The following is a 22,743-nucleotide window of genomic DNA, read 5'->3' as shown; positions in this document are numbered from 1 at the left end:
GGAACGTGTCGCGCGAACGTTAGCGATCCGGGTGCAACTCCGGCCGGACAACGCGGCCGGAGTTGCAGGTCATCCCGCAAATTCTTACCTTTAAAAATCCACGCGGCTTCACGTGAGCGCAACCCGTGGCCGCACGGCCTTCCACTTGCGCGCGCCACCCGCGAGCATCACCAGGGCGCCGATGGCTAGAGCGTCACCCGCGAAACGCGCAGGCAGAAACGTATTCGAATGCGTTGCGCGCAACAGCGTATCGATCACGTTCGATGCCAGCGCGCCGCCGACGAAGCAAACGAGCCCCTGCTGCCCCACCGTGACGACGCCCGGTACGCGCCGCGCGAGCCGGTCGACCCAGCCAAGCCGCACGGCCTGCGCTGCAAGCCACGCTACCGCAGCGAAACTGACGATGCGCAGGCTCGCGAGGTTCTGCTTCATATAGCCAGGCTGCGGATCGACTTCGACAAAAAGACGCACAAAGGCAAAGGTGCCGACGAGTACGCAGGCAAGCAGCGTCAAGCTGCGGCCGAGCCGTGAAGTCTGAAACGCATCCGAGACCGGATAGAGCCTGCACAACAAGCCGAGCATGAACATGGCCTGCCAGGCGAACGGATTGAACGGCCAGATCGATCCCGGCACCGACGGCAGATAGTTGCCGAGCCAGCTACTTGCGAACCACAGCGCGAAACTGCCCAGCAACGTGACTTCGGGCGCGCGCCGCGCGAGCGGCATGACGATGGGCAGCGCGAGCACGAGCAGGACGTAGAGCGGCAAGACCCCGGCCAGATAGGGCTGGTCGCGAAAGATCGCAATATTGCCGAGCATCGCAAATGGATGCGCGGCAAAGCGCACAAAGCCCGACACGCCTACAAGCGGCGAATCCACATGCAGCGCCACGGCCGCCGCACCAGAAAGCAGCATCAGTACCGCTGCGCACAGATACGCGGCGTAGATTTCCCGGCTGCGGCGAAAAAAGCGCCAGTTTGCGGCATCGATGCCCTTGCGTGCGGCAATCGCCAGCCAACTCGCCGCCGACACGTAGCCGCTCATGAAGACGAACACCTCCGCCGAATCGCAATACGCGAAAGTGTGCAGCATGCCGTGCGAAAGCACGCTGGAAGGAATGTGGTCGAGGGCAATGGCGATCAACGCGAAACCGCGAAAGAAGTCGATTTCGATCGACCGCTGGGCTGTCTGGCTCATCAATGAAGGCTCCCGCCTGGTTCGTATCGTACGGTGGAGAGACGAAAAAAGACTGGATTGCGACTGCGCGAAGCATCGGCGCCACAATTGCGCGCGAAGCATTTAGTAAGGATGGCTGATCGAATTGCGTAAAGCGGTATTGCGCTGGAATGCATTTGAAAGCCGCTGCGGGGTGACTTGATATCTGCGCGGCCCGCTTCTGCATGCGAAATCAATGCCAGCTTTGAAGCGCAATCGCAAGACCTTCACAGCCCCTCATCGAGCAGCATCGCACAGTCGCCGGATGGGCCGCAGTTTCCCGCTCGAACGCAAGACGGACGTAAGGTTTGGCCTGCGCCAGGGCTTTCCCGGCTCGTCGGCAATTTACTTGACACCTAAAGTAACTGAGCCTACTCTGACCTTACAGATCGAGATTGACCCAGGGAGCGAGCATGCGCATTGTTTGCATCGGTGGCGGCCCGGCCGGACTGTACTTCGGCCTGTTGATGAAGCGGCGTCACCCGCACTACGACATCACGGTGGTCGAGCGGAACCGTCCGTACGACACCTTCGGCTGGGGGGTGGTGTTCTCGGATCAGACGCTTGGCAATCTGCGCGCCGCCGACCCGGAAAGCGCCGCCGAAATTCTCGGCGCGTTCAATCACTGGGACGACATCGAGATCCATTTTCGCGGTCGTGCGATCCGCTCGTCGGGCCATGGCTTCTGCGGCATCGGTCGCAAGCGTCTGCTCAATATCCTGCAAGCGCGCTGCGAACAGCTTGGCGTGAAGCTCGTGTTCGAAACGCAGATGAGCGACGACGACGCGCAGAACGCCGACCTCATCATCGCGAGCGATGGTCTGAACAGTCCCACGCGCCAGAAGTACGCCGCCACCTATCAACCCGATATCGATCTGCGCGATTGCCGTTTCGTCTGGCTGGGCACGTCGAAGCTGTTCGACGCCTTTACGTTTGCATTCGAAGAAACCGAATACGGCTGGTTCCAGGCGCACGCCTATCGCTTCGACGACAACACCTCCACCTTCATCGTCGAAACGCCCGAGCACGTGTGGCGCGCCGCGGGCCTCGACGACATGAGCAAGGAAGACAGCATCGCGTTCTGCGAGAAGCTGTTCGCGCGCTATCTCGACGGCCACGCATTGCGCTCGAACGCGGCGCATCTACGCGGCTCGTCGCAATGGATCCGTTTTCCGCGCGTGGTGAACCGCGAATGGGTGCACTGGAAAACGGCCGCCGACGGCAAGCCGGTTCCGGTCGTGTTGATGGGCGACGCAGCGCACACGGCGCATTTCTCGATTGGCTCCGGCACCAAGCTCGCACTCGAAGACGCCATCGAACTGGCCAATAGCATCGACACGCATGCGGCCGACCTGCGCGCCGCGCTCCATCACTACACGAGCGTGCGCAGCGTCGATGTGCTGCGGATCCAGAACGCCGCGCGTAATTCGACGGAATGGTTCGAGCACGTCGATCGCTACGCGAAGTTCGAGCCGGAGCAATTCGCGTATTCCTTGCTCACGCGTTCGCAGCGCATCTCGCACGAGAATCTGCGCGATCGCGACGCGCATTATCTGGGCGGCTTCGAGTCCTGGCTCGCGCAGCGTGCGGGCGCGGGCGAGCGTGCCGTGCCACCGATGTTCACGCCGTATACCGTACGTGGCGTCACGCTCAAGAATCGCGTCATCGTTTCGCCGATGGCGCAGTATTCAGCCCGCGACGGCGTGGCAGGCGACTATCACCTGATGCACCTGGGCGCGCGCGCAATGGGCGGCGCCGGACTCGTGATGACCGAGATGACCTGCGTGTCGCCCGAGGCGCGCATCACGCCCGCTTGCCCCGGCATGTACACGCCGGAGCACTTGAGCGCGTGGAAGCGCATCGTCGATTTCGTGCATGCGCAGTCCGATGCGAAGATCGGCATGCAGCTTGGCCACTCTGGCGCAAAGGGCTCGACGCGCGTGGCGTGGGACGGCATCGACCAGCCGCTCGACGACGGCAACTGGCCACTTGTTTCGGCATCGCCGCAACAATATCTACGTGGCGTGAGCCAGTGGTCGCACGAAGCCAGCGCAGAAGAACTCCGCAAAATCGAGGCGCAATTCGTGCGCTCGACCCAGATGGCCGCCGAGGCCGGTTTCGACTGGCTCGAATTGCACTGCGCGCATGGCTATCTGCTGTCGAGCTTTCTCTCGCCGCTCACCAACCAGCGCGGCGACGAATATGGCGGCTCGCTCGAAAACCGGCTGCGTTATCCGCTTCAAGTCTTTCGGGCGATTCGCGCAGTATGGCCGCAGGACAAGCCGATTTCCGTGCGCATTTCCGCGCATGACTGGGTCGAAGGCGGCATCACGCCCGACGACGCCGTAGAGATCGCGCGCGCCTTCAAGACCGCTGGCGCGGACATGATCGATGTGTCCTCGGGACAGGTCAGCAAGGACGAAAAGCCCGTCTACGGCCGCATGTTCCAGACGCCGTTCGCGGATCGCATCCGCAACGAAGCGGGCATCGCCACGATCGCGGTGGGTGCGATTTCCGAAGCCGATCACGTCAACGGCATCATCGCGGCGGGCCGTGCGGATCTCTGTGCCGTGGCGCGTCCACATCTCGCGAATCCGGCGTGGACGCTCAATGAAGCTGCAAAGATCGGTTACTTCGACGTGATGTGGCCGCATCAATACACGGCGGCGAAGACGCAGCTCGAACGCAATATCGAGCGTGAGCGCGCTGCTGCTGCGGCGGCCGCTGGACTCTCGCCGCTCGAACGTGCGCAGCGCGCGGAAGGGACGGTATGACCATGAGCGAGACAATCTTGAACGATCGCCATGCCGTCGTGACCGGCGGCGGCAGTGGTATCGGCGCGGCAACGGCAGCCATGCTGCTGCGCGCGGGCGCTCGTGTCACGCTGATGGGCCGCAATGCGGCCAAGCTCGAAGCGCAGCGCGCGGCGCTGGGCGGCGGCGAAAACATCGCCTGCGTGAGCGTCGACGTCGCTGATGAAGACGCCGTGAACGCCGCGTTTGCGCACGCTGCGGAAGGCCTCGGCGCGATCGACATTCTTGTGAACAACGCGGGTCAGGCCACGGCCGCGCCCTTCATGCAGACCGATCTCGCGCTCTGGAAGCGCATGCTCGACGTCAATCTCACGGGCGCGTTTCTCTGCACGCGTGCCGTGCTTCCCGCCATGCTCGCGCGCAAGAGCGGGCGCATCGTGAACGTGGCGAGCACGGCGGGCCAGGTCGGTTATCCCTATGTGGCGGCCTATTGCGCCTCGAAACACGGGTTGATCGGCATGACGCGCGCGCTTGCGCTCGAAGTGGCCACACAGGGCGTGACCGTCAATGCCGTCTGTCCCGGCTATACGGAAACCGAGCTTTTGCAGGCTTCGCTCGATCAGATCACGCGCAAGACCTCCCGCAGCGAGGCCGAGGCGCGTAGCATCCTCGTGCGCCACAACCCGCAGCAGCGTTTCGTGCAGCCCGGCGAAGTCGCCAACGCAGTGTTGTGGCTTTGCGCACCGGGATCGTCCGCGATCACCGGGCAGTCGATATCCGTTTCCGGTGGAGAAATCACATGACCTCGCCCCTGCCCTCCCGCAAGACCGCGGCCGCGAAGACGACACGCAAGGGCGTCGAAAAACCTGCAGAGAATGTCGTCGATATGGAAATGAGCACGGGCGCCGATAGTCATATGGGCTTGCGCCTGTGGCTGCGCCTGCTCACCACGACGAACCTCGTGCAGACCGAATTGCGCCGCCGCCTGCGTGTGGAGTTCGACACCACGTTGCCGCGCTTCGACTTGATGGCCCAGCTCGAACGCCATCCGGAAGGACTCCGTATGACTGAGCTATCGCGCCGCCTGATGGTGACGGGCGGCAATGTCACGGGAATTACCGATCAGCTCGAAAAAGAAGGGCTGGTTGTGCGCGACGCCGATCCCGAGGATCGCCGCTCGATCGCCGTGCGGCTCACGCCCGAGGGCCGCGCCGCCTTCGATCGCATGGCCGCCGCGCACGAGCAATGGGTCGTGGAAATGTTCGGCGGTCTCTCGCTCGACGAGAAAGCGAAGATGCACGACCGGCTCGGCAAGCTCAAACAGCATTTGCGCAACAGCCTCGAAGGCTGAGTATTCGACGCGCTCACTGCGCGCGGCACGCCATCACAGACATCAGGAAGGAGACCCATCTTGACGACAGAACGCTCCGGTGCCGACGCGCTCTTTGCGGGCAACCGCACGACGCTCGCCGGTTATGAGGCCACGCATTTCGGCTGGTCGGTCGAGGAGCGCGTGGCGACGATCACGCTGAATCGCCCCGAGCGCAAGAACCCGCTCACATTCGAATCCTATGCGGAACTGCGCGACCTGTTTCGCCAGCTCGCCTACACGAGCGACGTGAAGGCGGTCGTGCTGCACGGCGCGGGCGAGAACTTTTGTTCGGGCGGCGACGTGCACGACATCATCGGGCCGCTCGTCGATCTGCCGATGCCGGAACTGCTCATGTTCACGCGCATGACCGGCGACCTCGTGAAAGCGATGCGCCATTGTCCGCAGCCGATCATCGCGGCTGTAGATGGCGTCTGTGCGGGAGCCGGTGCGATTCTCGCGATGGCGTCCGACATGCGTTACGGCACGGCGCGCAGCAAGCTCGCGTTCCTCTTCACACGCGTGGGTCTTGCGGGCTGCGATATGGGTGCGTGCGCGATCCTGCCGCGCATCATCGGTCAGGGTCGCGCCGCCGAACTGCTTTACACGGGCCGCTCCGCAAGCGGTGAAGAAGGCCATGCATGGGGCTTCTACAACCGCCTGTGCGAACCCGATGCGCTGCTGGTGGACGCTCGAAAGCTCGCCGCCGATCTCGCTTCTGGGCCGACCTTCGCGCACGGCATCACCAAGACGATGCTCCATCAGGAATGGACCATGAGCATCGACGAAGCGATCGAGTCCGAAGCGCAGGCTCAGGCGATCTGCATGGCGACCCGCGATTTTGGCCGTGCCTATGAGGCGTTCGCCGCGAAATCGCGTCCGGTTTTCAAGGGAGATTGAGCAATTGAACGCTTCGGCTGAACAGACTCTGCACGGCGCGCTGGCGTGGCCGTTCTTCGAAGATCGGCATCGCACGCTCGCGACGGACGTGCAAGCGTGGGCGCACGAACATCTTGCGCACGTCCCGCACGACGACGTCGACAACACCTGCCGCGCGCTCGTGCGCAAGCTGGGCGAAGCGGGCTGGCTGCGCTACGGCGTGGGCGGCACCGCTTATGGCGGACATGGCGATAGCATCGACACGCGCGCCGTGTGCCTGCTGCGCGAAACGCTGGCGAAGCACTCGGGACTTGCGGACTTTGCACTGGCGATGCAGGGCCTGGGCTCGGGCGCGATCTCGCTCGCAGGCAACGACGCGCAGAAGGCGCGCTATCTGCCGCGTGTTGCCAGGGGCGAGGCGATTGCCGCCTTCGCACTCTCGGAGCCGGACGCGGGATCGGACGTGGCCGCAATGTCGCTTGCCGCGCGCGACGAAGTCGACCACTACGTACTCGACGGCGAAAAAACCTGGATCTCGAACGGCGGCATCGCGGACTTCTACGTGGTGTTCGCCCGCACCGGCGAAGCGCCGGGCGCGCGCGGCATCAGCGCCTTGATCGTGGATGCCGACACACCTGGGCTGGAAATCGCCGAACGCATCGACGTGATCGCACCGCATCCGCTCGCGCGCCTGCGCTTTACGAATGCGCGCGTGAGCAAGCAGCAATTGCTGGGTGCGCCGGGCGAAGGCTTCAAGATCGCCATGCGCACGCTCGATATCTTCCGCACGTCGGTGGCCGCGGCATCGCTCGGCTTTGCGCGCCGCGCGATGGACGAAGGACTGGCCCGTGCGGCATCGCGCAAGATGTTCAACCAGACGCTCGGCGATTTTCAGTTGACGCAAGCGAAGCTCGCGCAAATGGCGCTCACCATCGACAGCAGCGCCCTGCTCGTTTATCGCGCTGCGTGGTTGCGCGACCAGGGCGTGAGCGTCACGCGCGAAGCGGCGATGGCGAAATGGCACGCGAGCGAAGGCGCACAGCAGGTAATCGACGCGGCCGTGCAGCTCTGGGGCGGCATGGGCGTGCAAAGCGGCAAAGTGGTCGAGTCGCTCTATCGCGAGATCCGCGCGCTGCGCATCTACGAAGGCGCGACCGAAGTGCAGCAGTTGATCGTCGGCCGCGACCTGTTGAAGGCCTGGCATGCCGAACACGATGCGGCGTAAGGGCCGCGCGTACCGCACCCTTCGATAAAGGCGAAACCCCTATGAAACAAGCACTTCTCCCCGTTGGTTGGGTCAAGCCGCGCGGTTATGCCAATGGCGTCGCCGCCCGGGGCACCCAGGTCTATATCGCCGGTCAGATCGGCTGGGATGAAAACGCACGCTTCACGAGCCGCGAGTTCGGCGCCCAGGCGGTGCAGGCGCTACGCAATATCGTGGCTGTACTTGAAGCGGCGGGCGGCAGGCCCGAGCACCTCGTGCGCATGACCTGGTATGTCATCGACAAAAAGGAGTACCTGGCATCGCTCAAGACAATCGGCGCGGCTTTTCGGGAGTTGATTGGCGATTACGACATCGCCATGAGCGCGGTTCAGGTGGTCGCGCTCGTGGAAGACGAGGCGAAAGTGGAAATCGAAGCGACCGCCGTGATTCCCGACGATGCGCGCGTTGCCACCTCATAGGCCGTCCCCGACCCGTCAGGCGCAGTCAGCCCACGAACGCGCAGCAGTACTACACAAGAGAACTGTTCGACATAGCCCGCTGGAGACACCATGCAACCGACCGCTCATGTGGATACTTTCGCACGCGATCACCTGCCGCCCGAGTCGCAATGGCCCGTGCTGCTCCTCGACAATCCCGACGTGGCCTATCCGGCGCGCCTGAATTGCGCGGCGGAATTGCTGGATCGCGCCATCGAGTCCGGGCATGGCCATCGGCCCGCCATCTGGTCCGAAGTCGACGGCAAGCCCGAGGCGACCACCTATGCGCAGTTGCGCGCGCTGGTCGATCGCAGCGCTCACGTGCTGGTCGAGGACATGGGCTTGCAGCCCGGCAACCGCGTGCTGCTGCGTGGCCCGAATACCCTACAAATGGCGGTTGCGCTGCTCGCCACGTTGAAGGCGGGTCTGGTGGCGGTGCCCACCATGCCGCTACTGCGTGCGAAGGAACTCAAGCAGATCATCGGCAAGGCGCGCACCGTTGCGGCGCTTTGCGATGTGCGGCTCGCAGAAGAACTGGCGCGTTGTACCAATCCGGAAGACGAATTCTTCTGTGCAGACCTCATGCAGGTGCGCTACTTCCATGACGACGCGCCCGGCAGTCTCGAAAGCGCGGCCGCCACCCAACCCGCCGAATTCTGCGCCTGCGATACCGCGAGCGACGATGTCTGCCTGATCGCGTTCACGAGCGGTACGACGGGCACGCCCAAGGGCTGCATGCATTTTCATCGCGACGTTCTGGCGATGTGCGATCTGTTCCCGCGCCACGTGCTTAAGCCCACGGCGGACGATGTGTTTTGCGGCACGCCGCCGCTGGCGTTTACGTTCGGGCTGGGCGGCCTGCTCTGCTTCCCGCTACGGGTGGGCGCCTCCACGGTGCTGATCGAAAAGCTCACACCCGCACTCCTGCTGCAATCCATCGAGCGCTTTCGCGCAACCGTGGTGTTCACGGCGCCCACCTTCTACCGGCAGATGGCGCCGCTTGTGAAGGACGTCGATATGGCCAGCCTGCGCAAGACGGTGTCGGCGGGCGAAGCTTTGCCGCTGGCAACGCGCGATCTCTGGCGCAAGGCTACCGGCATCGAGATGATCGACGGGATCGGCGGAACGGAGCTGATCCATATCTTCGTGTCCTCGGCGGGCGACGACGTGCGTCCCGGCTCGATCGGGCGCGCGGTGCCGGGCTACGTCGTGCAGGTGCTTGACGATGCGCTCCAGCCCGTGCCGCCCGGCGTGACGGGCAATCTCGCGGTGCGCGGCCCCACGGGCTGCCGCTATCTGGCCGACGATCGGCAAATGAAGTTTGTGCGCGACGGCTGGAATCTGCCCGGCGACGCCGTTTCGATCGATGCGGATGGCTACGTTTTTTATCAGGCTCGCGCCGACGACATGATCGTCTCCTCCGGCTACAACATCGCTGGGCCTGAGGTGGAGACGGTGCTGATGCAGCACCCTGCCGTGGCTGATTGCGGCGTCACGGGCGTGCCTGACGAATTGCGCGGCCAGGTGGTGAAAGCGTTCGTGGTCCTGCACCCCGGCTTCACGGGGAGCGACGCGCTTGTGGCGGAGTTGCAGGCCTTCGTCAAGAACGCCGTGGCGGCATACAAGTATCCGCGCCTCGTAGCGTTCATCGACGCGCTGCCGAGGACCGAAACGGGCAAGCTCAAGCGTTCGGCGTTGAAAACGATGTGATACGGGCGGTGATTTCTCGGGCTTCGGTGGAGCGGACTCGCGAAATCGTAGGTAATACACCATAAACCGTTGAAAATCTAACAATCAATGGAATCGAGTTTGACATTATTCATATAATGTTGATTATTTAAATTTGGACGGGCCGCCGTTTTAACCTCGCCTATCTGAGTGTTGGAATCGCAGTTGATCGGCTGGAACGACAACCGCCCGCCATCAACCCCGATACCGCAGCGCCTCAACGATCAACGCAAACGCCGGTGACGTTTGCCGCCGGCTTGCGTAATAAAGATGGTAGCCGGGCAACAACGGGCACCAATCTTCAAGAACGTTCGCCAATCGGCCTTCGGCCAGATGCGGTGCAGCCAGATCGTACGGCACGTAGGCAAGCCCATACCCTTCCAGCGCGGCATCGAGCATTTGGGGCGTCGTGTTGAAAATGAACTGACCGTGCACGTTCACGTGCAAGGCTTCGCGCTTTTTCGCAAACTCCCAGGCGTACAACCCGCCGCGCGTGGGAAGGCGAAGATTGATGCAGTTATGCGCCGAAAGATCGCGCGGCGTCGCCGGATGCCCGTTCGCCTTGAAGTAATCCGGTGATCCAACGACCGCCATCCTGAAGTCGGGCCCGATACGCACGGCAATCATGTCCTGCGCGATCAGATCCCCACTGCGCACGCCTGCGTCGAAGCGTTCCGCGACGATATCGACCATGCCATAGTCGATATTGATCTCGACGGAGATGTCGGGATAACTCCGCAACAGCGTCTTCAATTTCGGCCAGAGGATCGTATCGGCTGCGTGATCGTGCGCCGAAATGCGGATGAGTCCCGCGGGTTTCTCCCGCAGCGCATTCAGCGACTCCAGTTCTGCCTCGATCCCCGCATAGTAGGGGCCGACGTTCGACAACAAACGTTCACCGGCTTCGGTCGGCGACACGCCGCGGGTTGTCCGCGTCAGCAGGCGCAGCCCTATTTTCTCTTCCAGGCCGCGCATCGAATGGCTCAACGCGGATTGCGACACGCCAAGCTGCGCCGCTGCACGGGTGAAACTGCGCTCGCGCGCGACGACGAAAAAGGCCCGCAGGACATTCAGATCGATGTTCGGCATTATGAATCTGGCTCATATCTGTTTGCCAAGTCTAGCAGCTACCGGGGGAACAGGCCGATGGGTACAGTTCATCCATCGGCTTCGTGGCGTATCCAGTTTCCACGGGCCAGCAACGAACAGGAGTGAAAAATGGAAATCGAAGTCAAGCGTTGCGGGAGCGTTGCATCCATGAAAGGCCCGGCCGACTGGTTCACGGGCAACGTACGTGTCGACATGATGTTTCAACCCGTCGACAGGACTCGCGCCTCCGGGGGCTGCGTCACGTTCGAGCCGGGCGCACGTACCGCCTGGCACGAGCATCCGCTCGGTCAGACCCTGATCGTGACAGCCGGTTGCGGCTTCGTGCAACGCTGGGGTGGTCCGCTCGAAGCGATTCGTCCGGGCGACGTGGTGTGGATTCCGGCCAATACCAAGCATTGGCACGGTGCGTCCGGCGAGACCGCCATGACGCATATCGCCATTCAGGAAGCGCTCGATGGCAAGGTGGTCGACTGGCTCGAACACGTCAGCGACGAGCAGTATCCGGCCTCGGCCGCAGCGCGCTAACGGGGAGCCGACGATGCCGCACGTCATCGTGAAGTTATGGCCAGGCAAATCGGAGCAGCAAAAACAGCAACTCTGCGACGAGATCACGAAGGCCGTGACCCGTATCCTGGGATATGGTAAGGAGTCCGTTTCTGTTGGGGTCGAGGTCGTGCAGCCCTCGGCGTGGGTCAAGGACGTCTATGATCCCGACATCCGCGACAAGTGGGACACGCTGTATCAAAAGCCAGGCTACGACCCGTCGCAGTTATAAGCCCTGGCATGCCGCACTGCCGTTGGGGCGCTGTAAAAGCGTCGCGCCCCAACGGCAACATTCGGGCGTCTGCTCTCACTTGCCCTGGCTCTGCGTAGCGAAGGTCACCTGCCGCTGCGTGGCGTCATACCGGCACACGACCGTCGCGCCCTCCTTCACCTCGCCCTTGAGCATCTCCTTGGCCAGTTCGTTTTCGACGCTCTGCTGAATCTGCCGCTTCAATTCGCGCGCGCCATATTCCGGGCGATAGCCATCGGCGGCGAGGAAATCCACCACACTGTCGTCGAACGTGAGGTCGATATCCTGGCTGCGCGCCATGCGCTGCACCTGCTCCAGTTGCAGGCGAACGATTGCGCGCAATTCGTCGTCGGTGAGCGGCTTGAAGATGATGATGTCGTCGATGCGATTGAGGAACTCCGGGCGGAAATGCTGGCGCAGTTCGGCCAGCACCGCGCCCTGCATCGAGGCATCGGCGCTCGCGAGAAAGCCCGGACCCGAGCGCTTTTGCCCCGACACCGACTCCGAGCCCAGATTGCTCGTGGCGATCACCACCGTATTGCTGAAATCGACCACACGGCCCTTGCCGTCGGTGAGGCGGCCGTCGTCGAAGACCTGTAGCAGCACGTTATAGACATCGGGATGCGCCTTCTCGATTTCGTCGAGCAGGATCACGCTATAGGGCCGGCGGCGCACGCGCTCGGTCAACTGTCCGCCCTCGTCATGGCCCACGTATCCCGGCGGCGAGCCGATCAGGCGCGACACCGCGTGCCGCTCCATGTACTCGCTCATGTCGATGCGCACGATGGCGTCCTCGTCGCCGAATACCACTTCGGCCAGCGCCTTCGCGAGTTCGGTTTTACCCACGCCCGTGGGCCCGAGGAACAGGAACACTGCCGTGGGCCGCCGGCCGCGCCGCAAGCCCGCGCGCGAGCGACGCACCGCATCGCTTACCGCAACGATCGCCTGTTCCTGGCCAATCACGCGTTCGTGCAGGCGCTTTTCCATCTCCAGCAGACGCGTGCGCTCTTCGGCGGTCAACTGCGTGACGGGCACACCCGTGAGCTTCGAAACGATTTCTGCCACTTGCTCGGTCGTCACGTCGGAAGTGACCGAACCCAGGCGTCCCTTCCATTCGCCGGTGGCATCCGAGAGCGATTTTTCCTTGTCGGCGATTGGATCGTCGAGCGCATGGGCGCGCTCGAAATTCTTGCGCGTCGCCGCGTAATCCTGCTCGCGTTTGAGTTGCGCGAGTTCGGCTTCGAGTTCGAGGATCGCAGCGGGCCGCGAGGTGGCGGAAAGGTGCACGCGCGCGGCCGCCTGATCGATGAGGTCGATTGCCTTGTCGGGCAGGAAACGGCCCGTGATATAGCGGTCGGAGAGTTCGGCGGCGGAGACGAGCGCGTCGTCGCGGATCGTCACGTGATGATGGACTTCGAGCTTGTCGCGCAGGCCACGCAGGATGTTGATGGTCTGATCGACACTCGGCTCGGCCACGAACACGGGTTGGAAGCGGCGCTCGAGCGCGGCGTCCTTTTCGATGTACTTCTGGTACTCCGAGAGCGTGGTCGCGCCAATCAGGTTCAGCTCGCCGCGCGCCATCGCGGGCTTGAAGACGTTGGCGATATCGAGCCCGCCTTCATTGCCGCCCTGACCCGCGCCGACGATCATATGCACTTCGTCGATGAAGAGCACGAGGCTCTCGCGCTGCGCCGAGATTTCCTCCATCACGCCCTTCACGCGCTCCTCGAATTCGCCACGATATTTCGCACCGGCAATCAAGCCATTGACGTTGAGTTCGACGAGTCGCCGCCCGCGCAACGACTCGGGCACATCGCCGTTGAGCATGCGCTGCGCGAGCCCCTCGGCGATCGCGGTCTTGCCCACGCCCGGCTCGCCGATCAGCACGGGATTGTTCTTGCGCCGACGTGCGAGCACTTCCACGACGGTTTCGATTTCGCTCGAACGCCCGATCACGGGGTCGAGCTTGCCTTCGCTCGCGAGCGCGGTGAGATCGCGGCTGTATTGATCGAGTTGCGGCGTCGGGCTCGGCGCTTTGGCAGCGGGACGTTCGCGCGGATCGCCCTGCGCCTCCACGAGACGTTGCAGCACTTTTTGCGGCGTCACGCCGTAGCGGCCCAGCAAATGGCCCGCGAAACTGTCCTGCACCTGCGCGAGACCGAGCAGCAAATGCTCGGGCGCCACGTAGCTATGGCCGAGTTCGCGCGAGATCAGAAAGGCCCGATCGAGTGCGCCCTTCAGACGCGGCGAAACGGCCACGCGGCCTTCGTCGCCCGTGGCGATCGGCTCGCGCTTCTGCGCATTGGCGTCGATGAAAGCGCGTATGTCGGCGGGCTCGATGCCCAGACGCGTGAGAATGGCCGCGCCCGCGTCGTTGCCGGCGAGTTCGTAAAGCAGATGTTCGGTGTCCACTTCGCGGCGGCCGAACTGCAAGGCGCGTTCGGCGGCGCGTTGCAGCAATTCGCGCGCGACATCGCTGAAATGACGCTCGACGATGGCGCCGTCGCCTGCTTCCATCGTATGGGTGGGCGGCTGGCCCGCTGGGACTTCGGCCTGTTGCTGCGCGGCGCGAAACAGCGATTCGAGCGGGCTTAACGTGCGCTGGTGGCGCGTGAGCTGGGCGTAGTGATAATCGCAGACGTCGAGAAAGCGCCGTCTGCCGTCCTGCAACACGGCTACCCGCACGGTTGCAGGACGCACGCCGCATATGTCGCAGTTGAACTGAGCCATTTCCCCTCCCTGGAAGCGCGGCGCCGCGCGTGCCCACGCGAGCGCTCCGAGGAAACGGGACGACGTGTGCAGCGAGTCAGGCGCATGAAAGCGCAAGTGAACGCGAAGATGCGAAGAACGCAAGAGCGAAGCGAAGTCCAGCCGTCATCCTAACGTCGAATTGGCGGGCGTGTCGTTAAGCTGCCTTGGGGGCGGGAGGGGACAAACAGGCGGGAAGGAACGGTCTGATGAATCGACCCATCGAGACGTTTTTCGTCTCGATGGGTGCGCAACGCGAGGCTTCAGGTGGTCGCCGACGGCGCCTTGTTGATCCACGCGGTCAGCAGCGTGGACGACACCGCGAGAATCACCGGGCCGATAAAGAGGCCGACGATGCCGAACGCGAACATGCCGCCCAGCACGCCCGAAAGAATCAGCAGCATGGAGAGGTTGACGCCGCGCCGGATCAGCACTGGACGCACAAAATTGTCGAGCATGACGACCATCACGGACCAGACGGCGAGCAGGATCGCCGCCACGTGCGAGTCGTGCATGAACAGCCAGATTGCGCCGCCAAAGAGCGGCAGGCCGGGGCCGATCTGCGCGAGGCAGAGCATCAGCATCAGGGCCGTGAGCACGCCCGCGCCCGGCACGCCCGCCACGGCAAGACCGATGCCGCCCAGCGCCGATTGCAGCACCGCCGTCACGACAATGCCGAGCGCGACGGCGCGAATCGCGGCGCCCGCAAGCCGCACGGCTTCGGCGCCATAACTGGGACCCACGCGTTCAGCGAAGCGCACCACATAGGCAGCCGCTTTTTCGCCCTGCATGTACAGGATGCCGGTGATGATGATCGTGACGACCATGTGAATCACGAACACGCCCACCGATGCCGCATGGCCGATGAGCCAGTGCGCAGCGATCGACACATACGGTTCGAGCCGCGCGAGCATCCCACCCGGTCCGGCGTCGGACAGCGTTTGCCATTCGCCCGAAATGCGCGAGCCCACCATCGGCACGTCGTGAATCCACATGGGCGGCGGCGGCAGCGTGTAGCTGGGCAACTGGCGGATCAGGTCCATGATCTCGCCGCCGTGCTCGGCGAGCGTGGAGATTGCCTCGTATAAAGGCATGACGATCACGACCAGCAGGATCAGGAGCATGACGAGCGTAGCGATGCCACGGCGCTTGCCGCAGCGTCGCTCGACTGCGAGCATCGCGGGCCAGGTCGCGACGACGATCATGGTCGCCCAGATCAGGCCCGGCAGGAAGGGACGCATGACGTAGAGGGAACCGACCGTCAATGCGCAGAGGATCGCGATGATGAACAGCGCGCGAGCGATATCTGGCAGGTCTTGCGGCTTCACGGGGGCTCCTCGCGGCACTTGCCGCATGAACGCAATGGATACGAAAACGATGAGGCCGCGGCCGCCGTGCGCCTGAAAGGCCGGCAGCCGCTGCGCGCTAGTCTATATCCAATACGTCTTGATCCGTCGCGAAATAGCGCGAGATCTCCGATAATGGCCGCTGCTGCCGCATCCGTCTGCCTTCAACCTCTGAAAGAGACTTGCTATGTCCGCCTCCGATTCGAAACTCCCCTGCGTGCTCCTCACCAACGACGACGGCATCGACGCGCCAGGTCTGGCCGTACTCGAAGCCGTCGCCGCCGAACTCGCGCACGAAGTGTGGGTCGTCGCGCCCGAACACGATCAGAGCGGCACCTCGCATTCGATCAGCCTGCATTCGCCGCTGCGCGTGAGCCGGCGCGGCGAGCGCCGTTTCGGCGTGCTCGGCACGCCCGGCGACTGCGTGGTCATGGCCGTGCGCCATCTGATGGGCGACGTCACGCCCTCGCTCGTGCTCTCGGGGATCAATCGCGGCGCCAATCTCGGCGTGGAGACGATGTTCTCGGGCACGGTCGGCGCGGCCATGACGGGCCTGCTGCTCGGCCTGCCCTCGATCGCGCTGAGCCAGGCCTTCCGCGACCGCGACCATGTGCGCTGGGACACGGCCCGCGCGCTGGCGCCCGACGTGATCCGCCGCCTCGCGGCGATCTCGCATGACGCGCCGGTCTGCCTGAACGTGAATTTCCCCGATGTGGATGCAAGCGCCGCGGGCCCGCTTACCGTTACGCGCCAGGGCGTGGGCCTCGTGCAGGGTATCGACGTGGTGCAACAGGTCGATCCGCGCGGCATGGATTATCACTGGTTGCGCTTTCATCGGGGCCCGCGTGAAAACGGGCCGGATTCGGAAACGGCCGTGGTCCACGCGGGTGGCATTTCCGTCACGCCGCTGCAATTCGACCGCACCGACGAACGCACTTTCGTCACGCTGGAAAATGCGCTCGGTGCTGCGCGTTAAGCGTCCTGATCTGTCGACGGCGTTCCAGTAGCGGCGCGTCGCCGCCGCTACATTCAGAGCCTTAAGCGGCGCCGGTGCGCGCCGCCGAGGCCACGATGGCCTCGCGCAGATCGTCGGGAATCGCGATGGCTTTGTGCGTGTCGAGCGAGGTTGTGACGATCGTCTGCGTCGCGCACATGCGCAGCACGCCGTCCGCGCCCGTGCAGGCCCACGCGAGCGTAAGCGACGCCTGCCCCACGCGTTGCACGTCGAGCGAGAGCGTGACCTCATCGCCCATCTTGCTCACCGCCTTGAAATCCACGTCCAGATGGACGGTCGGCATGCCCACGCGGCGCGCGCCGAGAATGCCGTGATAGCCCTCCTCGGGCATCAGTGCGTCGATCCACGCCTCGACGAGGTCGTTGAACAGCACGAAATACTGCGGGTAGAACACGATCCCGGCCGGATCGCATTCCGAAAAATGGATCTTGTGCCGGCGGCTGAACGTGGGGGCTTTCGTGTCGCTCATCTTGCGGTCTCCTTCTCTCTCCCAGGCGGTACGCGGGGCAATCATGCCAGCGCGTGCGCCGGCCGATGCGCAGGCACGCAGCCGGCCTGTAACGGCTGGCTGCGTGCTTCGGACTCAAGGGGATAACGGCTCAGTAGCGGCTCACGCGCGCTCAGATCACGAGGCGCGAGACCTTCACGCCTTCGAGCGAGACTCCCGCCATCAGGCCGGCGTTGGTCAGCACGAAGGCCTCGACGGGGCTGGTGGCCGTCGAGGTGTCGACGTTGCCGTTAGCGCCCACGGTCACGACGGCGACCGTCGCATCGGCGCCAGCCGCCCAGCCCTGGCTCTTCAGGAAGTCTTCGAGCGCGCCCTGATTCATGAACGCAAAAATAATCGCCTTGGACTGTGCGCCGATCTGCAGGCCGAACGAGCCCGCGACCGTGCTGTAGTAGCCGTCGGTGCGGCCGTTTACGCGCAGCGCGCCGGTGCCGTACTGGCCGCCGATCCAGAAGCCCGCCGAAAGCACGCTCGGGAACACGAGCACGCCGCTCGCCTTCGAGATCAGTTCCTGCGAGCCGGACACCGTGTTGTAGAGGCGCGTGAGCGTGGCGTCCACGCCTGCGTCGATCGAATTGCGCTTGGCAGCGTTCTGGGCGGCGCTGTTTCCCGAGCCCAGCGGCGTCGTCGTGCAGCCGGCAAGAGCAAGGCCGCTCGCGGCAACCGCGGCGCTGGAGCTGAGAAGAAATTGACGTCGGCGCATTGAGATGTTCCTGTAGAAGCGGATCTTCGATGATCCCCGCGCGTCACGGGGCGCAACAGGATAGCGCGTGTGGTCGCCGGCCGCACCGTCTGGCCGCGAAGCGTGCACGAGCGTGCGCGCTTCGCGTGGGCGGCAGCGGCGGCCACGCCCGCTTCCCTGGCCGGTTATGACCATGCGCGGCGCATCTAGTTCGCGGTGCGCGGGGAAACCCGGCCCTGTCAGCACAAGTCGTGCCGCTTGTGCTGACATGCAGCGCGGCTATCAGGAATCGCCATTTTGTTAGGCAAATCCTTACATTAAATCTCCGTCATTTCTCAGAATCATCCGATTTTCCCTGTCAGGACTCGTCGCTAAAGTCGAAGCGTGGCTAACACAGCCATTGAACACCCCGTCTTTCTTCCTCCGAACGAGCTCCTGCCATGTCCGCCGCCGCGCCTATCCGTCCGACTCCTTCCACGCTGCTGTCGTGGGCACAGGGCGCCTGCGAATGGGCAAGCCGCCTCGGCATCTATCTGCTGCCCGTGTTCTACCTGGCCTTTTTCGTGGTGCTCTTCCTGCTCTGGTGCGCGCCGCTGGCCACGTTCTGGCTGGTCGCGGCGGGCGGCGCGCTGGGCTGGGCGATGGCGGTCTGGGCACTCGTTTTCTGTCTCGCCAGCCTGCGACGCGCGGCGGCGATCGGGCTAGAACCAGCCGATCCGGGCCACTTGCCCCGGCGCAGCGTCCATTGAGGCAGCCATTCCAACACTCCGTCCGACGGACAAGTCGTGGATACCTACGGCATATAATGAGATAACCTTCAGAGGATGCCGAAAGATATGCGGCCCGGCGCACCAGGCCGCCCCTCAGACTGCGAATGCCAGGCGACATGCTCACGCCCATGACGAATGCCACGCAAGACCTGCGGATCGTAGTGGCCGACGATCACCCTGTCGTCCTGACGGCCATCACCGACTACCTGGACCAATTGCCGGGCCACCGCGTCGTGGCCACCGCCGCTTCCGGCGCCGAGCTCATCGACGCCCTGCGCAAGATGCCTTGCGATCTGCTCGTGACGGACTTTTCGATGCAGGGCGAACTCGAGGACGAAGACGGTCTGCGTCTCGTCAGCCGCGTGCGGCGTCTTTATCCCGATCTACCCATCGTCGTGTTCACGATGCTCACCAACGGTGGCATCCTGCATGAACTGGCCGGACTCGGTGTGGCGGGCCTCGTCGGCAAGGACGAGCCTATCCCCACGCTCGCCCAGGTCTGCCAGCGCGCGCTCGTCGAGCCCGGCACGACGCTCTCCGCGCGTATCGCCGAGCGGCTCGCCAAGGAAGGCTCGACCGTCGACGAGTTCCGTCGCAGCAATCCGCTCTCTCCGCGTGAGCTCGAAGTCGTACGCCTGTTCGCGCTCGGCCTGAGCGTGACGGAAATCTCGAAGCGCCTGAGCCGCTCGGTCACGACCGTCGCTACCCAGAAGCGCTCCGCCATGCGCAAACTCCATCTCGACTCCAACGCCGACCTGATCCGCTACGCGAGCGAACACGGGTTCGCATAATGGAACGGCGCATCGCTTCGCTCGCTGCGCCGCTCAGTGCGTTGCGCGCGCTCGAAAGCAATCTGAAGCGTGAGCGGCGCATGTTCGGCATGCTGATCGCTTTGCTGGCATTCACGGGCGTATGCGCGTCTCTCGTGGCCGCATTCAGCATCGGCGCGGCGTCGCTCTCGAGCCAGGTCGCACAGATGCGCACCGTCACGGCGCAAACCGACGCGGTGTTGCAGCGGCACTTCGATCTGCTGTCGAGCCTGCGGCTGCTCATGACGCTGCACGAGCGCGAGATGCTGGACCTCGGGCGGCTCGCCGGACCCGCGCCGCCGCCAAGCTGCACGCCGGCCTTCGACGGCCTCACCGATGCGCCTGACCTGCGCGCGTTCTGCGACCGCATGGTGCAGTTGTCGACGATGGGCGGCACGACCCAGCCGATGCTGTTCGTGTTGCTCGACGGCAGCGCCGCATGGAGCTACCAGCTCGCGCCACTCGAACACGCCGCCGGTGATACGTCGCTGCGTGGCGGCGCCGAACGGGCTCGCATGCTGGCAGACGCGGTGCTGCTGCGCATGAGCGTGCGCGGCATCGATCCGCTCGACAAGGCCGACTGGCACAAGGTCACCTGGTTCAAGCCGCCTGCGGGGCTCCGCTTCGCACCGTCGCTCGTGCTGGGCGCGGTCACCATCGTGAAGGATGGCAAACCCTATGCGATCGCGCTGACCGCCGTCGATCTGCAGGCGTTGCCGCACGTTGCGGATGCGGACAATCCCGATACCGTGCCCACCTTATTCGACCGCGACGGCGCCATGCTGTCCGGCCCGATGTCGGTCGCGGGGGCGCAATATGTCGATCGCGCCGTCGCCGCCCAGCCGCTCGAACGCTTTCATCTGCTGCCCCGCTTTGGCTGGGTGGCGCGCGCGCATCCGCTCGAATACGAGTTCGGGCACTACACGCTGGCGCTTTCGTGGAGTGCGCAACTTGCGTTGATCCGCGTGCCGCTCGCGATCATCGGGCTCATGACCGTGGCGCTGCTAGCGTTGCTCGCCGCCCTCTCGCGCTACTGGAGCCGCCACGTGCTCGAACGCACCTACGCGGAGGCCACGCGCGCGCTCGAACGCGAACTGCTCAACCATCTGCTCGTGCATGCGACACCGGTAGGCCTGTGCATCGTGCGACAGCAGAACTTCGAAATCGTGATCGCGAACCAGATCGTGCGTAACCTGCTCGGCCTCGACAGCCAGGCAACACGCCTGCCGAGCGCACTGTGCGTCGAGTTCGAAAAGCGCATGCCCTACGCCGCGCCCACCGAAGGCGAAACGCCGATCTACGATCTGCCCTTCTCGCTCACGCGCGAGGACGGCGAAAGCGTGCATCTAGAGATCACATTCGCACCCGCCACCATGCGGCGCGAGGACGTCATGTTCTGCGCCTTCGCTGACACATCGAAGCACATCGAGGCCGAACGCCTGCTGCGCGAAGCCAAGCGCACGAGCGACGAAGCCGCGCGCAGCAAGGTCAGTTTCTTTGCGGCGATGAGCCATGAAATCCGCACGCCGCTCGCTTCGCTGACCGGCAATATCGAACTGGTGGCGCGCGGATCGCTGGCGCCCGAGCAGGAAGCTCGCGTGCAGGCGATGCAGATTTCCGCGGCGGAGCTATTGCAGATCGTGAGCGACGTGCTGGACTTCTCCAAGATCGACGTCGGCGCGATGAAGCTTTCAGAGGAATCCGAATCGATCAGCGCGTTACTGGTGCGCATCGCACTGGCGCATGCGCCGCTCGCCGCACGGCAGAAGCTGCCCTTCTATCTGGTGATGGATCGCGCAACGCCCGCGCGCCTGCACTTCGATCCCGTGCGGCTCGCGCAGATCGTCAACAACCTGCTGAGCAATGCGTTCAAGTTCACGCATTCGGGCAAGATCGTGCTGCGCGCGAAGTGGCGCGACGACGCGCTCGAAATCAGCGTGGCGGACTCGGGTCCGGGCATGCCGGAATCGCTCAAGACGCGGCTCTTTCAGCCCTTTACGCAAGGCGACGCCCACCGGCTCACTGAGGCGCGCGGCACGGGACTCGGCTTGTCGATTTGCGGTCGCCTCGCGAAGCTGATGCACGGTCGCTGCGAAGTGGAGAGCACACTGGGCGTGGGCACGCGTGTGGTGGTCACCTTGCCGTTGCGTGCGGACGGCAGCGCCACGGCAGGCGCAGAGTGGACACTGCCCGACGCGCATCCGGCGATTCTGTGTCGCGCCCCCGAGAATCACGAGTGGCTCACGAACCTGTTCGATACGAAAATCGGCGCGCCGATCGATCTGGCGTCGACGCAGGCTTCATCGCGCGACAGTGCGCTGGACTACCTGCTGGTGACCGACGAATTTACGATCGACGATGTGCAACGATTGTGGGGCGGCACGACGCGCGTCGTGTGGCTGCGCCAGGACGGGCCGCTCGTGCCGCTCGCGCGCGAGGACGGCGGCGTGGAAGTGAGCCTCTATAGCCTCGCCGGTATCCGCAGCGCTACGCAGATGCTGCGCACGCGATCCACCACGCACACGGCAACCGCCGTGGATGTCGCTGGCGCCGCCGCATTCACGCCCGAGCCACTGCAAGGCGGCGACTTTCAGCGCCTGAGCGTGCTGATCGCCGAAGACAATCTGCTGAACCGCAGCCTGCTGCGCGACCAGTTGCGCACGCTGGGCGCGACCGTGATCGAAGCGAAGGATGGTGAAGAAGCGCTCGCGCGGCTCGACGATACGCGCGTCGATGTCGTGCTCACCGACCTCAACATGCCGCGCATGAACGGCCTCGAACTGCTGCATGCGGCGCGCGCGAAGCATGGCGGGCTGCCGGTCTATGCGGTCAGCGGCAATGCGCTACCCGAGCAGATCGCGCAGGGCCGCCAATCGGGTTTCACCGACTATCTGAGCAAGCCGGTGCCGCTCGCGGCGCTGGCGCGTGTGCTCGCGGATGTGGCCGCGCAAACGGGTCCGGAGGTACAGCCAGACGACCCTGCGGACGACGAAGACGAAGTGCCGCGCTTTCCTGCGCTCTTGCCGGGGATTGCGCCGCTTTTCATCGAGCAGGCCGATCACGACATCGCCGACTACGCACAGATCGCTTCTGCGCGCGATTTCAAACGCCTGCGCGAATGGGCGCATCGCGTCACAGGCGGGCTCGCGGTGCTTGGCCCTTCGATGCTGTACGAGGCGTGCCTCGAATTGCGCGCGACGCTGCGCGAAGCCGGTGAGTGGACCGACGAGGTGGAAGAACTCTCGGGCGCCGTCGCGCAGGAACTGGAAGCGCTGCGCGAACAGGCTGCGACCCAGCATTCCGCGTGAACGCGCCGC

19 protein-coding genes are annotated in these 22,743 nt (G+C 64.2%); 13 read left to right on the top strand and 6 right to left on the bottom strand.

All coding sequences use genetic code 11. The features are described 5' to 3' along the window. Positions 1 to 108: 108 nt before the first annotated feature. Entirely contained in the window at positions 109 to 1,197 is a 1,089-nt protein-coding gene (gene opgC / locus U5782_RS01210; RefSeq protein WP_322042040.1) for an OpgC domain-containing protein, read from the bottom strand. Positions 1,198 to 1,628: 431 nt separating this feature from the next. Here opgC and U5782_RS01205 point away from each other — a divergent pair, with 431 nt between their 5' ends. From U5782_RS01205 to U5782_RS01175, 7 genes are all read left to right on the top strand, one after another. Further along, positions 1,629 to 3,989, top strand: a complete 2,361-nt coding sequence (locus tag U5782_RS01205; RefSeq protein ID WP_322042039.1) for a bifunctional salicylyl-CoA 5-hydroxylase/oxidoreductase — start codon at positions 1,629 to 1,631, stop codon at positions 3,987 to 3,989. Continuing rightward, positions 3,986 to 4,771, top strand: a complete 786-nt coding sequence (locus U5782_RS01200) for an SDR family oxidoreductase (protein ID WP_322042038.1) — start codon at positions 3,986 to 3,988, stop codon at positions 4,769 to 4,771. The genes U5782_RS01205 and U5782_RS01200 overlap by 4 nt, the downstream gene beginning before the upstream one ends. Beyond that, the gene (locus tag U5782_RS01195; protein ID WP_322042037.1) at positions 4,768 to 5,319 is read left to right on the top strand and encodes a MarR family transcriptional regulator; all 552 of its coding nucleotides are present in this window, start codon (positions 4,768 to 4,770) and stop codon (positions 5,317 to 5,319) included. Before U5782_RS01200 ends, U5782_RS01195 begins: the two co-directional genes overlap by 4 nt. 60 nt (positions 5,320 to 5,379) lie before the next feature. After that, positions 5,380 to 6,237, top strand: a complete 858-nt coding sequence (locus U5782_RS01190) for an enoyl-CoA hydratase family protein (RefSeq protein WP_322042036.1) — start codon at positions 5,380 to 5,382, stop codon at positions 6,235 to 6,237. A 4-nt stretch (positions 6,238 to 6,241) separates the two neighbouring features. Beyond that, the gene (locus U5782_RS01185; RefSeq protein WP_322042035.1) at positions 6,242 to 7,441 is read left to right on the top strand and encodes an acyl-CoA dehydrogenase family protein; all 1,200 of its coding nucleotides are present in this window, start codon (positions 6,242 to 6,244) and stop codon (positions 7,439 to 7,441) included. Positions 7,442 to 7,482: 41 nt separating this feature from the next. Next, positions 7,483 to 7,899, top strand: a complete 417-nt coding sequence (locus U5782_RS01180) for a RidA family protein (protein WP_322042034.1) — start codon at positions 7,483 to 7,485, stop codon at positions 7,897 to 7,899. Positions 7,900 to 7,989: 90 nt separating this feature from the next. Then, a complete protein-coding gene (locus U5782_RS01175; protein ID WP_322042033.1) occupies positions 7,990 to 9,627 on the top strand; it encodes an AMP-binding protein in 1,638 nt (545 codons plus the stop codon). A 213-nt stretch (positions 9,628 to 9,840) separates the two neighbouring features. Here the strand turns inward: U5782_RS01175 and U5782_RS01170 are convergent, their stop codons facing one another. Then, positions 9,841 to 10,734: a LysR family transcriptional regulator gene (locus U5782_RS01170; protein ID WP_322042032.1), complete on the bottom strand. Its 894-nt coding sequence runs from the start codon at positions 10,732 to 10,734 to the stop codon at positions 9,841 to 9,843. Between the two features lie 135 nt (positions 10,735 to 10,869). Here U5782_RS01170 and U5782_RS01165 point away from each other — a divergent pair, with 135 nt between their 5' ends. Then, positions 10,870 to 11,280, top strand: coding sequence for a cupin domain-containing protein (locus U5782_RS01165; protein WP_322042514.1), 411 nt, complete (start codon positions 10,870 to 10,872; stop codon positions 11,278 to 11,280). 13 nt (positions 11,281 to 11,293) lie between these two features. Continuing rightward, positions 11,294 to 11,530, top strand: coding sequence for a tautomerase family protein (locus U5782_RS01160; RefSeq protein WP_322042031.1), 237 nt, complete (start codon positions 11,294 to 11,296; stop codon positions 11,528 to 11,530). Between the two features lie 75 nt (positions 11,531 to 11,605). On the opposite strand, the gene U5782_RS01155 is transcribed toward U5782_RS01160, so the two are convergent. Both U5782_RS01155 and ydiK read right to left on the bottom strand, forming a co-directional pair. After that, positions 11,606 to 14,278: an ATP-dependent Clp protease ATP-binding subunit gene (locus U5782_RS01155; RefSeq protein WP_322042030.1), complete on the bottom strand. Its 2,673-nt coding sequence runs from the start codon at positions 14,276 to 14,278 to the stop codon at positions 11,606 to 11,608. Between the two features lie 281 nt (positions 14,279 to 14,559). Beyond that, positions 14,560 to 15,624 carry an AI-2E family transporter YdiK gene (gene ydiK / locus U5782_RS01150; protein ID WP_322042029.1) on the bottom strand — a complete coding sequence of 355 codons (1,065 nt, stop codon included), beginning with the start codon at positions 15,622 to 15,624 and terminating at the stop codon, positions 14,560 to 14,562. Between the two features lie 205 nt (positions 15,625 to 15,829). On the opposite strand from ydiK, the gene surE reads away from it, so the two are divergent. Continuing rightward, positions 15,830 to 16,618 (top strand): 5'/3'-nucleotidase SurE, encoded by a 789-nt coding sequence (gene surE / locus U5782_RS01145; RefSeq protein WP_322042028.1) that lies wholly within the window; start codon positions 15,830 to 15,832, stop codon positions 16,616 to 16,618. A gap of 61 nt (positions 16,619 to 16,679) precedes the next feature. Here the strand turns inward: surE and U5782_RS01140 are convergent, their stop codons facing one another. Beyond that, positions 16,680 to 17,126: a thioesterase family protein gene (locus tag U5782_RS01140; RefSeq protein WP_322042027.1), complete on the bottom strand. Its 447-nt coding sequence runs from the start codon at positions 17,124 to 17,126 to the stop codon at positions 16,680 to 16,682. A gap of 151 nt (positions 17,127 to 17,277) precedes the next feature. Further along, on the bottom strand, positions 17,278 to 17,868 hold the full coding sequence (locus tag U5782_RS01135) for a YSC84-related protein (protein WP_322042026.1): 591 nt from the start codon (positions 17,866 to 17,868) through the stop codon (positions 17,278 to 17,280). A gap of 419 nt (positions 17,869 to 18,287) precedes the next feature. Between U5782_RS01135 and U5782_RS01130 the strand changes: the two genes are divergently transcribed. The 3 genes from U5782_RS01130 (at position 18,288) to U5782_RS01120 (ending at position 22,734) form a co-directional block, all read left to right on the top strand. Continuing rightward, complete coding sequence (locus U5782_RS01130; RefSeq protein ID WP_322042025.1) at positions 18,288 to 18,596, top strand: hypothetical protein; 309 nt, start codon at positions 18,288 to 18,290, stop codon at positions 18,594 to 18,596. 125 nt (positions 18,597 to 18,721) lie between these two features. Then, positions 18,722 to 19,408 (top strand): response regulator, encoded by a 687-nt coding sequence (locus tag U5782_RS01125; protein ID WP_415914221.1) that lies wholly within the window; start codon positions 18,722 to 18,724, stop codon positions 19,406 to 19,408. After that, positions 19,408 to 22,734, top strand: coding sequence for a hybrid sensor histidine kinase/response regulator (locus U5782_RS01120; protein ID WP_322042024.1), 3,327 nt, complete (start codon positions 19,408 to 19,410; stop codon positions 22,732 to 22,734). The genes U5782_RS01125 and U5782_RS01120 overlap by 1 nt, the downstream gene beginning before the upstream one ends. Positions 22,735 to 22,743: the final 9 nt, after the last annotated feature.

This window comes from Paraburkholderia sp. J67 (assembly GCF_905220265.1).
Lineage (GTDB): Bacteria > Pseudomonadota > Gammaproteobacteria > Burkholderiales > Burkholderiaceae > Paraburkholderia.
This window is presented reverse-complemented; position numbering and strand designations above follow the sequence as displayed.